This window comes from Kitasatospora sp. NPDC093558 (assembly GCF_040683475.1).
In the GTDB taxonomy this organism is placed as follows: Bacteria; Actinomycetota; Actinomycetes; order Streptomycetales; family Streptomycetaceae; genus Kitasatospora.
Genome location: NZ_JBFBDY010000181.1, coordinates 1 through 12058, shown reverse-complemented (window position 1 = coordinate 12058; position 12058 = coordinate 1). Strand labels below are relative to the sequence as shown.

8 protein-coding genes are annotated in these 12058 nt (G+C 69.0%); 3 read left to right on the top strand and 5 right to left on the bottom strand.

What is annotated here, in order from left to right:
- Positions 1 to 167: 167 nt before the first annotated feature.
- Genes AB0O00_RS18695 through AB0O00_RS18685 form a run of 3 tightly spaced genes read left to right on the top strand, consistent with a single transcriptional unit; the run spans position 168 to position 4366 of the window.
- Complete coding sequence (locus AB0O00_RS18695) at positions 168 to 485, top strand: pore-forming ESAT-6 family protein (RefSeq protein WP_363653091.1); 318 nt, start codon at positions 168 to 170, stop codon at positions 483 to 485.
- 25 nt (positions 486 to 510) lie between these two features.
- Positions 511 to 3489: a hypothetical protein gene (locus AB0O00_RS18690; RefSeq protein WP_363653089.1), complete on the top strand. Its 2979-nt coding sequence runs from the start codon at positions 511 to 513 to the stop codon at positions 3487 to 3489.
- Between the two features lie 22 nt (positions 3490 to 3511).
- The gene (locus AB0O00_RS18685) at positions 3512 to 4366 is read left to right on the top strand and encodes an immunity 49 family protein (RefSeq protein WP_363653087.1); all 855 of its coding nucleotides are present in this window, start codon (positions 3512 to 3514) and stop codon (positions 4364 to 4366) included.
- Between the two features lie 60 nt (positions 4367 to 4426).
- Here AB0O00_RS18685 and AB0O00_RS18680 read toward each other — a convergent pair whose 3' ends face one another.
- The 5 genes from AB0O00_RS18680 to AB0O00_RS18660 all read right to left on the bottom strand — a co-directional run bounded on the left by AB0O00_RS18680 (position 4427) and on the right by AB0O00_RS18660 (position 11892).
- On the bottom strand, positions 4427 to 6721 hold the full coding sequence (locus tag AB0O00_RS18680) for a pentapeptide repeat-containing protein (RefSeq protein WP_363653085.1): 2295 nt from the start codon (positions 6719 to 6721) through the stop codon (positions 4427 to 4429).
- A gap of 88 nt (positions 6722 to 6809) precedes the next feature.
- Positions 6810 to 7640, bottom strand: coding sequence for a hypothetical protein (locus tag AB0O00_RS18675; protein WP_363653083.1), 831 nt, complete (start codon positions 7638 to 7640; stop codon positions 6810 to 6812).
- The gene (locus tag AB0O00_RS18670) at positions 7637 to 11095 is read right to left on the bottom strand and encodes a hypothetical protein (RefSeq protein ID WP_363653081.1); all 3459 of its coding nucleotides are present in this window, start codon (positions 11093 to 11095) and stop codon (positions 7637 to 7639) included. The genes AB0O00_RS18675 and AB0O00_RS18670 overlap by 4 nt, the downstream gene beginning before the upstream one ends.
- Positions 11092 to 11532, bottom strand: a complete 441-nt coding sequence (locus tag AB0O00_RS18665; RefSeq protein WP_363653079.1) for a DUF6507 family protein — start codon at positions 11530 to 11532, stop codon at positions 11092 to 11094. Before AB0O00_RS18665 ends, AB0O00_RS18670 begins: the two co-directional genes overlap by 4 nt.
- A 42-nt stretch (positions 11533 to 11574) precedes the next feature.
- Positions 11575 to 11892 carry a pore-forming ESAT-6 family protein gene (locus tag AB0O00_RS18660; RefSeq protein ID WP_363653077.1) on the bottom strand — a complete coding sequence of 106 codons (318 nt, stop codon included), beginning with the start codon at positions 11890 to 11892 and terminating at the stop codon, positions 11575 to 11577.
- Positions 11893 to 12058 lie beyond the last annotated feature (166 nt).

Sequence of the window (12058 nt, the reverse complement as noted above, 5' to 3'; positions counted from 1 at the left end):
TTCGGCCAGGGTGACCAGGAGGCCGGGCAGAACGCGAAGACGAACATGACGGCGGCGCGGTTCGACGCGGCGCGGTTCGGCGCGCGCTGAGCGGAACCGGTTCGCCGGTTCTCATGTGTTCTTTGTCTGCAGGACTTTCGGGTTTTCAACGGGGAGTGTGATCTGTCATGGCCGGTGGCGGGGGTTCGGACCGTCGTTCCTACGACCACGGTGCTTCGACCGAGGCGCAGCGCAACATCCAGGGCGTGATCGGCCAGCTGGAGCAGGTGATGACCGCGCGTGACGCGCAGGTGAAGGCCGTCATGGGCGACTTCCAGGCGGACGGCGTGTCGGAGGAGTACCACGCCAAGGAAATGCGCTGGAAGAACGCCTCGCAGGAGGTGCGCAACATCATCGCGCTGCTGCGCAAGACGCTGGAGCAGAACGACGGCACCGCACAGCAGACCGTCGCGCGGGCCAAGACCGCCGTCGACAACATCGGCTGACACACGCTCGGCACGGGGGTAGGACGTGAGCGACGAAAACCCGGTGAACCCGGGGGAAGTACCGGTCTTCACGGGCGATCTGGCGACCCTGGACGAGAAGGTGAAGGCGATCTCGACGGGCGGGGCGGCGATCGCCTCGGCCGCCGGGGACGTGCACACCAGCTTCGGGGGGCTGAGCGCGTTCTACAAGGCGCCCGAGGCCGAGCAGCTGTTCGCGACGACGAAGCCGGTGTCCGATCTCGGGCTGAAGCTGAGCCAGGACATCTGCACGATCAGCGGCGCCCTGGGGCAGTACTCCAAGGACGCCAAGCCGATCGCGGACCGGCTCAAGACCCTCCATGACCAGGCCGTCACGTTCAAGGCGATGGCCGACGGCAACCACGACTGGCGCCAGGACCAGGACAAGGTCGACGAGAACAACAACCGGCGCAACGACATCGCGGACGCCTGGACGCAGTTCCAGGGCGTCGAGCGGGACGCCTACGCCAAGATCGTCGCCCTGGTCGGCGGCAAGCCGCTGCGCGTCAACGACGGCTCCAAAGCCGACGACATGTACGGCTACAACGCCAAGGACCTCAAGGACTCCAAGGACCTGCCCTGGGGCAGCGCCGTGGACCGGGACATCCCGTGGTGGGACCTGCCGGACCAGGTGATCGAGTTCGGCAAGGGCGTCATCGTCGACGGCATCTGGGGCACCATCAAGGGCCTGGGCACCCTGGTGGGCTTCGGCGGCTGGGAGGCCTTCAAGCAGTCCTGGACCGGACTCGCCAAGCTCGCCACCGGTCTGGCCATCACCGCCATGCCCATCGTCGGCCCGATGTTCCTCGCCGTCCCCGACAAGAACCTGCCCTCGTGGCTGCGCGAGTCGCGCACCGCGATGAAGGAGACCGGCAAGGCGCTGCTGGCGTGGGACCAGTGGGGCTCCAACCCGTCGCGCGCGGCCGGCGCCGTCACGTTCAACGTGCTGACGACCGTGTTCACCGGCGGCGAGGGCGCCGCGGCCGAGGGCGCGGGCAAGGCGGGCGCGCTCTCCAAGACGCTGTCCGTGGCCGGCAAGGTCGGCAAGGTCATCGACCCGATGACGTACGTCTTCAAGGGCGCGGGCTTCGGTATCTCGAAGGTCAGCGACGTCGTCAAGGGCCTCAAGGGCATCACCGACTTCAAGATGCCCAGCATCAACCTCGACAAGGCCGTCTCCCTCCCCGAAGGAGCCATCAAGCTCCCCGACGGCTCCTTCAAACTCCCGCCCGGCACCGCGATCCCCGAAGGCGCGATCAGGACCGCCGACGGCGGGATCAAGCTGCCCGCGAAGACCATCGAATTCCCGGCCGGCACCGTCAAGTTGGAGCACGGCGGCAAGGTCGAGTTCATGGACCCGCACGGCAACGTCTACGACGAGGCCGGCAACCTCCGCCAGCACGGCGACGAAGCCCCCAAGGACGGCGGCGACCACACCGGCGCGAACCACGACCCGGTCAAGCCCCACAGCCCCGTCCCGGCGCAGGTCAAGGTCCCCGAGCTGGTGGGGGTCGGCGGGCGCGACGGGGTCGTGAAGCTGAGCTCGGACGTGTCCGCGCCGCTGCACGTGCCCGACCACGTCCCGGAGCACGTGCCGGCGGGCGCCACGGAGCACGTCCCGGGTGGCGGCCATGACCTCACCCCCGGCGGCCACGCCCCGGACTACGGCCCCGGCGGCCACGCCCCCGAGGGCCCCCGCAACGACCTCAACCCGTCGGGCGGCGGCCACGACGGTCACCCGGGCACGGGTGGGCACGACACCCCGACGCCGGGCGGGCACGACGGCGGCTCGACGGGTGGCCACGACGGCACGGGCGGTCACGACGGTACGGGTGGCCACGACGGCGGCTCGACGGGTGGGCACGACGGCGCGGGTGGTCACGACGGTACGGGCGGGCACGACGGCGGCTCGACGGGTGGCCACGATGGCACGGGCGGTCATGACGGTACGGGCGGGCACGACGGCGGCTCGACGGGTGGCCACGACGGCACCGGTGGCCACGACGGCACCCACCCCGGCACCACCGACGCGGAGCGCGCCGCGCAGCGCGCCGAGTACGAGGCCGCCCGCGAGAAGCCGTACGACGACCGGACCCCGGAGGAGAAGGCCGCCGTCACCCGCGAGCACGTCCGGTTGGCCAACGAGAACCCGGCCTGGCGCGCGGAGCACTACGACAAGTACTTCCACGGCGCCCGGAACAGCGCCACCGAGCTGGTCGACGGCCAGATGCTGCCGATCCTCAAGGAGACCTCGGACGGCTGGATCGCCGCCGACGACATGCTGCACGCGAACCCGAGGGAGTACCACCTCGAAACGCCCCACGAACCCATCCCGGGAGGGCTCGACACCGTTCCGGCGGGCAAGCTCGACGGTCTCGACAAGGTCGCGAGCGGCCGCGAGGCGTGGATGGACCTGGAGAAGGCCAAGGACGCTTTCGAGCACGACGCGAGCCCGGAGAACGCGGCAGCCGTGGCCAAGGCCGAGGAGCACTTCTACGCCACGGTCGACGACGGCATCGCCCCCAACAGCGGTGTCTCCGAGACCCTCGGCGAGGAAGCCGCACGCCAGCACATGCTTCAGCTGGACGAGTTCAAGCAGAAGGGATTCGAGGAGATGACGGACCTCCCCGACACGCCCAACGGCTCGAAGAGGTTCGACCAGCTCTGGATGGACAAGGACGGGAACCTGCTGATCGTCGAGGCGAAGGCCCCCAACGGTCAGTTGCTCTGGCGCCACAGCAACGGCGATTACTTCCAGGTGCCCACGAAGGTGCAGCAGGGGACCATCGAGTACGTCCACACGATCGTGGCCGACATGGAAGAGCGCGCCGCCATGGGATCGCTCAAGGACGGGGAGTACGCCCAGAAGATCAAGGACGCCATCGAGAACAAGACCTTGCAGTACGTCCTCGTCCAGGCTCGCGATACTGCCGGCACCGCTAAGTATGCTGGCGCCGACCTCAAATACTTCAAGCTGTTCAAGTAGGCCGAAGGAGAAGGAGATCGCGTTGGCCTCGATCATCAGCCGCCACCCCTTTCCCGTCACGGGGAACGCGGAAGCGGGCCTCGCCATGCTCCAGGAGGACGTCGAGCGGAGGCTGGAGAAGGCCGAGACGAACGGCGCCCTGCTGGGCGACGTCCTGGGCACCGCGCTCCGGATCGCCGGCGGCCGAAGTCTTCTGGACCCCCAGGCATCGATCTTCCCCACCTGGGACGCCTGGGTGACCGCCATGCAGGTCGGCTCCGCCGTGTTCGCCACCGCGACCACCACCGAGGACCACGTGGTGTGCCGCATCGCGCACAAGGACCGCACGTTCCCGGCGACCGGTGCCTATCGGCACGTGAACCCCGGCACCTGGCTCACCGCCTTCTACCTGGCGGCTGCGTGCCGGGAGCGGGACAGGCTCACGGCGCTGTGCAACGTGCCGATGTCCCTGCTGCGGGAGAACGGTTCGGCCTTCCCGGAGTACTACTACCTCTGGATCGACACGCTCCAGACCTACTGGCAGGCCGGCGCCGGCCTCGGCGACAAGCTGGTCGCGGCGATCAACGCGACGGCCCCGGAGACCGTCACCGACCCGGTGCCCGTCCAGCACTTGATCTACCCGCCGATGGAAATGCTCCACCGCATCCTGCGCGACGACCGCGAAGGCTTCGGCCGGGCGCTCACCAACGCCGTCGAATGGCACAAGCGGTACTGGAGCGACGAGAGCCGGGAGACCCAACTCGCCGGCGCCGTCGCGATCGCCCCGCTCGCGATGGCCTGCTTCGCCCACGACGCGGGCTTCCCGATCGAGGTCGAGTCCGAGTACCTGCCCAAGGCCCTCATCGGCCGCAATTGGTGCGGGGAATTCCCGACGTAGGCCTCGAACCGCAGAAGGCCGGATGGCCCGACCGCCGGAACGGCGGTCGGGCCATCCGGCTCATTCGACCCGGAGATCGCTGCCGAGGTGGTCCTGCCATCTGCCGAACGGGACGCGCAGCGTGAAGAAGTCGGCGACCCGGTTCTCGATGACCAGACCGCACCAGCCGCCCCGCTCGAACATCCGGAGCAGCGGCTCGAAAGGGTCGGCCAGCTCGGGTAGGTGGACCGTCGAGCCGTCGAGCAGGGCGGCCCAGCGCAAGGCGGCCCGGCACAGGGCCTTCGCCTTGACGAATCCGACGTTGGCTTCGAGGAACGCATCGAGCTGTTCGGCGAGTTCCGCGTCGACCTGGACGGTGGGGTCGACGTGCGCGGCGAGATCGACGAAGGGCCAGTCCTGGCCGGGCTGGTACGCCTGCGCCCAGAGGGCCGAGCGGCGGAGGTACTCGCGGAACAGGCGTGAGCGCGAAGCGGCGTGGGCGTAGGCGGCGTCCTCGTCCCGCCAGTCGACAGCGGTGAGACGGTCGAGCATCGAACGGGCTCGATCGCGCTCTCCCAGGGTCTGCTTGACGCGTGCGATGAAGGCCTCGGCTTCGGCCCGGGTGATCTCGGCGTGGTCGGTGTCGTTGTGGCCGAGGTAGTACCGGCGGAGGTATTCGGTCGGCTCCCAGCGGAGGTTGCGGGTGAAGGCCTCGTCGACGTCGATGCCGTCGGCGGTGCTCTGGCGAACGAGCCCAAAGGGGTCTTCTCGCGAGCACGTTTCGTTGAACAGCGCGTAGTAGAGGAAGCCGCTGAGGACTTCGACGTCGGCGCCCTGGTCGGTGAGCCAGCGTTGGAGGGCGACGCCGTCGAGTTCCTGCTCAGAGTCTCCGGTGACGACGGTCACGGGGCCGAAGAGCGTGCCGGACAGGCCACGGAGCACGGTGTGGTCGTCGACGTGGACGGTGAACGAGGTGTTCGCCACGACCGCGTCGGTGAGGTCGGCGCCGCGCAGGTCGACTTGGAGGAGCGTGGTGTTGGTGAGGTCGGCGCGGCGGAAGGACGTGGCGGTGGCGTCGACGTCGATCAGGGAGGCCGAGGTCAGGCTGGCGCGGTCCAGGCAGGCGGACCGCAGGGTGGCCAGGTCCAGGGTGGCCCCGACCAGGACGGCGCCGGTGAGGTTCGCGCCGGTCAGGTCGGACTTCTCCAGGCGGGCGTTCCAGAGCCCCGCGCCGGCCAGGGAGACGCCGGCGAGCACGGCCTGCGCGAGCCGTGCGTCCTCGAGGTCTCCATCGGAGAGGTCGGCGCCACGAAGGTCGAGGCCGGTGGCCCTCAGCGGCTCGCGGCCGACTGCCGTCACCCAGGCGCTGAGTCGGGCCGCGGCTTCCTGGTCCACGGGCAGGCTCTTCGAGGACCACGCGGCGAGCCTGCGCAGTGTCGCCAGGGCGACCGGGCCTTCGGTGTTCTCCGGTGAGCGGCCGGTCAGTTCGGTGAGGGCCTGCGTAGGGGACAGCTTGCGGTGGTGGGCAGAACGCAGGCGGCCCAGCCAGGCGTGGGCAGCCCGGTAGCGCTCCTCGTCGTCGACGTCGACGGGTTCGAAGCTCGCGCCGTCCTCGGCGTCGGAGGCCCAGAGGTAGCCGAGGGTGCCGTGATCGTCGGCGATCGGGACGTACCGCACGTCACCGTCCACCGTACGGCGGTAGTCGCTGTGCCCGAAGCCGGGTGCGTGGGTGAAGGACCCGTACCGGCGGAGCAGTTCGAAGCGAGACCACGTGTCGGACGGGACCCCGGCCCGGTCGAAATGCGGGTTGACGCCTGTTGCTGTCGGTGTGCCGAAGTAGGTCGGGTCCTCCGGGTCCATCTCGGAGCCCAGGGCATCGGTGAGCTCGGCTAGGGCGGCCGCGAGCCGGGGTGCGTTCGCCTCGTGCACGGCGGGCTGGGGTCGGCCCCTGAGGTCGAAGGGCATCCAGGCGTCGGAGTACGTCATCAGCGCCACGGCGGCGAAGTCCGTGTACGTGGACGTCGACAGCAGGAACAGGCCCTCCGTGCGGACCTCTCCTTCTGGGCCGAGCACCATGCCGGTCGTGACGATCGTGGTGCCGGCGGAGCCGATGGGGCCGGGGCGCATGGCGGCGCGGACCTCGGCCGCCAATTCCTCGGCGGTGCCGTTCGCGGGGAGCTCGCCCTCGTACAGCGTCTCGCGCGGCTTGCCGGACTCCGAGACCGTGAGACGGATCCGGGGCTCGCCGACCACCAGCCGGTGAGCGGCCAGGACGGCCTTCGCGGCCAGGAGATCGGTGAGGCAGCGGAGGATCTGGTCCTCGCCCTCGATGTAGTCGCCCCAGGTCCAACGGGCGACCGGCGTACTGGCGATCACGGTGCCACCTCCGGTGTGAGCGTACGAATCCGATGGCCCGACCGCCGGAATGGTGGTCGGGCCATCGGGCGTCCATGAGTCCTGGAGGTCAGCTCTCCTGGGGTGGGGTGCCGAGCATCTGCTTGACACGTTCGATGAAGGCGTCGACCTCGGCCCTGGTGATTTCGGCGTGGTCGATGTCGTTGTGGCCGAGGTAGTACAGGCGGAGATATTCGGTCGGTTCCCAGCGGAGATCGCGAGTGAAGGCCTCGTCGACGTCGATGCCGTCGACAACGCGGCGGCGCATGACCCCGTGGGGGTTCTCCCGCGTGAATTTTCCGCTGAACATCGCGTAGTACGTGACCGGGGTATCCAAGGCCGCAGCTTGCGCTTTGTCCAAGGCCGCAGCCTGAGCATCGATGGCGTCGAGCACGGACTGTTCGAGCGAGATGACCGGTTCCGTGTGCAGGTGGTCCTGCCACTTCCCGAGGGGGACACGCACGATCGAGAAGTCGGCGACCCTGTTCTCGATGACCAGACCGCACCAGCCGCCCCGCTCGAACATCACGAGCAGCGGCTCGAAAGGGTCGTCCAGCTTGGGAAGCCGTACTGTCGAGCTGTCCAGCAGAGTCGCCCAGCGCAATGCGGCGCGGCACAGGGCCTTTACCCGTACGTTGCCCACTTCGGCGTCCATGAGTTGGTCGAGCTGGTCGGCGAGCTCCGCGTCGACCTGGACGGTGCGGTCGATGTACGCGGCGAGATCGACGATTGGCCAGTCCCGGGTGGCCTGGTAGACCTGGGCCCAGAGCGCCGATCGGCGGAGGTACTCGCGGAACAGGCGCGAACGCGAAACTGCATGAGCGAAGGCCGTATCCTCGTCCCCCCAGTCGACAGCAGTGAGACGCTCAAGCGTCGACCGTGCCAGGTTGCTCTGCGTCACAGACCCAGTCCCTTTCTCGCTGCTTCTACCACTACATCCAGGTTAGAGAGGTCCTTGGCGATCGGGACGTCAGGGGGAGTGAGTCCGAGCTTCGGCCAGAGCTTGAGTGAGCCAGTCACGTCGATCGGCCCCCGGTGGAACCCCAGTGGCGCGACGTCGTGCGCACCGAAATGCTCGGGGTCCAAGGTCATCCGCTCCGGATCCCAGTAGGCCGGGTGGTCCGACGCAAACGGCATTCGGGCTTCCACCATGAGTTTGTTCTCTACATACTCGTGGGCCAGGAGCCCGCGGAATTGCTCGGCTTCCACTGTTGTGAGCTTGCCGTTTTCCGCCTTCGTCCACAGATCAGCGATATGTTCGTCGGGTGTGAAGTAGGCGTTGCGCACGGTCTTGTAGGCGCCAGCTTCGACATCGTGCGTGGTCAGGAACAGGTTGTCCTTGGCCGTCTGGATGACGGACTGGTCGAAGCCGGTGTTCTTCGCGATTTTCGGCACGTCATCGGTTGCCGCGCGGATTCGCTCATAGGCCCGCACGCCAGCGATGTCGGGCTCCTGAGCATAGGTGACCGGCTGACCGTTGTGCGTCCCCCAGTTCTGGTTGCCGTCCGGTCCGTGGTTGGCAAGGGGGTCCCCGGGCGTGTCGTGGCCGTGCGAGGGCGTCCCGTCGTGGCCGTCGGCGGTCGGGTGATCACCGCCGGTGTGCTCGCCGGGGGTGTGCTCCCCACCATTGCCGTGGTCGCCGCCAGTTGGGCCGTCGTGCCCGCCGGTGGGGTGGTCCGATCCGCCCGGGGTGTGGCCTCCGTCGGGCCTGGGGTGGTCGGTGCCGGGGCTGTGGCCCGTGCCGTGGGGCTCGTGGGGGGTGGTCGGAATCTCGTGGATCGGGTCGTGGGTGGGGAGCTTGATGTCGGCGGCGCCCTCGGGGACGTGGACCTTGCCGAAGAGGTCGGCCTGTTCGGCCTTGATGGCATCGAGCTCGTGGGGGGTGAGGCCGGGGAGGCGTTCCTTCTCATAGAGGACGTGGCCGTCCATCTTGGCGGTGAAGCTGTCGGGCGTGTGGAACTGCAGCTCGAACTTCTGGCCGGTGACGGCGTCGCGCCAGGTCGAGTTGATGCCCTTGTAGCCGGCGGAGCCCCAGGTGTTCTTGAAGGTGATGTTCTCGAAGCCGCGCTTCTGGAGGTCCTCGACGGCCTGCTGAACGCCGTGGGCGTAGTCGTGGGCGGGGACTTCGATGGTGTAGCGGACGGAGTCCTTGATCTCGGCGAGGACGTCCTCGGGCTTGAGCAGCGCGTTGGAGCCCATGTCGGTGGCGAGCTTGCGCTTGAGGGAGTCCTCGCCCTTGAGGCGGTACTCCAGGCCGATGAGCTTGCCGTTGTCGACCTTGCCCGCGACCTGCTGGACGGCCTCGGTGACCCGGGGCTCGTGGGCGGCGGAGTCGTGCATGAACTTGTCGGCGGCGGCGTTGGCCTCGGGGTTGAGCTTGAGGCCCTTCTCGCCCTCCCACGAACCGTCGGGGCGGTTGCCCAACGGCTCATCCGAGGAGGGGTGTCCGCCCGTGCCGGGACCCGAGCCGCCGTCGTGGCCGCCGCCGGTGTGGTCGCCCGAGCCGCCGTCGTGGCCGCCCGTGCCGGAGCCGCCGTCGTGGCCGCCCGTGTGGTCGCCGGTGCCGTCGTGCCCGCCGGTGCCGTCGTGGCCCGGGCCGTCGTTGTGCCCGCCCGGGCCGTCGTTGTGGCCGCCCGGGGGCTCGTGGCTCGCGTTGGGGCCCTCCGGGGCGTGGCCGCCGGGGGTGTGGTCGGGCACGTGGTCCGGTATGTGCTCGGGAACGTGGTCCGGCACGCGATCCGGGAAGTGGTCCGGCACGTGGTCCGGCACCTTGAACGGGTCGGAGAGGTCCGAGCCGAGCTTGATGCCGTCGCGGCCGCCGACGCCCGCCATCTCGGGGACCTTGGCCTTGGCCGGGGTGCTGAGCGGGTCGGGGCCGTTCGGCTTGACCGGGTGGTCGGAGGTGCTACCGGGGTGGTCGCCGTTGTGGTCGCCGGGAACGGTCTCCTTCGGGGCCTGCTCGCCGGGGTGGATGTTGCCGTCGTGGTCGTACACGTTGCCGTGCGGGTCCACGTACTCGACCTTGCCGCCGTGCTCGAACTTGACGGTGCCGGGCGGGAGTTCCTTGGTGCCCGCGGGCAGCTTGATGGTGTCGTTCGCGCCCTTGATCGCGCCCTCGGGTATCGCGGTGCCGGGCGGGAGTTTGAACGAGCCGTCGGGGAGCTTGATGGCTCCTTCCGGGAGGGAGACCGCCTTGTCGAGGTTGATGCTGGGCATCTTGAAGTCGGTGATGCCCTTGAGGCCCTTGACGACGTCGCTGACCTTCGAGATACCGAAGCCCGCGCCCTTGAAGACGTACGTCATCGGGTCGATGGCCTTGCCGACCTTGCCGGCCACGGACAGCGTCTTGGAGAGCGCGCCCGCCTTGCCCGCGCCCTCGGCCGCGGCGCCCTCGCCGCCGGTGAACACGGTCGTCAGCACGTTGAACGTGACGGCGCCGGCCGCGCGGGACGGGTTGGAGCCCCACTGGTCCCACGCCAGGAGCGCCTTGCCGGTCTCCTTCATCGCGGTGCGCGACTCGCGCAGCCAGGAGGGGAGGTTCTTGTCCGGGACGGCGAGGAACATCGGGCCGACGATGGGCATGGCGCTGATGGCCAGACCGGTGGCGAGCTTGGCGAGTCCGGTCCAGGACTGCTTGAAGGCCTCCCAGCCGCCGAAGCCCACCAGGGTGCCCAGGCCCTTGATGGTGCCCCAGATGCCGTCGACGATGACGCCCTTGCCGAACTCGATGATCTGGTCCGGCAGGTCGTACCAGGGAATGTCCCGGTCGACGGCGCTGCCCCAGGGCAGGTCCTTGGAGTCCTTGAGGTCCTTGGCGTTGTAGCCGTACATGTCGTCGGCTTTGGAGCCGTCGTTGACGCGCAGCGGCTTGCCGCCGACCAGGGCGACGATCTTGGCGTAGGCGTCCCGCTCGATGCCCTGGAACTGCGTCCAGGCGTCCGCGATGTCGTTGCGCCGCTTGTTGTTCTCGTCGACCAGGTCCTGGTCCTGGCGCCAGTCGTGGTCCTTGTCGGCCATCGCCTTGAACGTCACGGCCTGGTCATGGAGGGTCGTGAGCCGGTCCGCGATCGGCTTGGCGTCCCTCGAGTACTGCCCCAGGGCGCCGCTGATCGTGCAGATGTCCTGGCTCAGCTTCAGCCCCAGGTCGGACACCGGCTTCGTCGTCGCGAACAGCTGGTCGGCCTCGGGCGCCTTGTAGAACGCGCTCAGCCCCCCGAAGCTGGTGTGCACCTCCCCGGCGGCCGAGGCGATCGCCGCCCCGCCCGTCGAGATCGCCTTCACCTTCTCGTCCAGGGTCGGCAGATCGCCCGTGAAAACCGGCACCTCGGCCGGATTCACCGGGTTTTCGTCGCTCACTTGGTCTTGTCCTCCGGCTGGATGCCGAGCGCCTGGAGGTTCACGGACTTCGCCGCGTCCTGGGCGTTCTTCGCGGCGGTCAGGTCACCGGCGATGTACTCGTTGACGGCCTTGACCGTGCCGGTCAGGCAGGCCTCGATGCGCTCCGACATCGACTTCAACTCGGCCTGCCGGCCTTCCAGGTACTGCGAGAGGGCCGCCGCGACGGGGCCCATCGCCTTGTGCGACAACGGGGCGGCGCCGACCGGCACCGGGCCCTGGATGTTGACCATCGCCGCCGAACCCGGCACCGCCGTGCCGGCGGCCTGTGCCGCCGCCTGCATGTTCGTGACCAGGTCGTTCAGCGCCGTCGACAGATGGCCGGCGTTGTCGCCGACGATCTTCAACTGGCCCTGGACGCCCTGCGGCTGGATATCCCAGTCACCCGCACCCGCCATGTCGAGCTCCCCCGTTGTCCGTGCCTAGTGGATCGGCTCGCGTCAGCCGATGTTGTCGACGGCGGTCTTGGCCCGCGCGACGGTCTGCTGCGCAGTGCCGTCGTTCTGCTCCAGCGTCTTGCGCAGCAGCGCGATGATGTTGCGCACCTCCTGCGAGGCGTTCTTCCAGCGCATCTCCTTGGCGTGGTACTCCTCCGACACGCCGTCCGCCTGGAAGTCGCCCATGACGGCCTTCACCTGCGCGTCACGCGCGGCCATCACCTGCTCCAGCTGGCCGATCACGCCCTGGATGTTGCGCTGCGCCTCGGTCGAAGCACCGTGGTCGTACGAACGACGGTCCGTACCCCCGCCACCGGCCATGACTGATCACACTCCCCGTTGAAATCCTGAATGTCCTGCACGAACGAGCCGACCGACTCCGGTCGTCGAGCTCCGCTCAGCGCGCGCCGAACCGCGCCGCGTCGAACCGCGCCGCCGTCATGTTCGTCTTCGCGTTCTGCCCGGCCTCCTGGTCACCCTGGCCGAA

Coding starts and splice junctions, on each gene's coding strand:
- AB0O00_RS18695 (WP_363653091.1), top strand. CDS start 168: ATGGCCGGTGGCGGGGGTTCGGACCGTCGTTCCTACGACCACGGTGCT.
- AB0O00_RS18665 (WP_363653079.1), bottom strand. CDS start 11,532: ATGGCGGGTGCGGGTGACTGGGATATCCAGCCGCAGGGCGTCCAGGGC.
- AB0O00_RS18660 (WP_363653077.1), bottom strand. CDS start 11,892: ATGGCCGGTGGCGGGGGTACGGACCGTCGTTCGTACGACCACGGTGCT.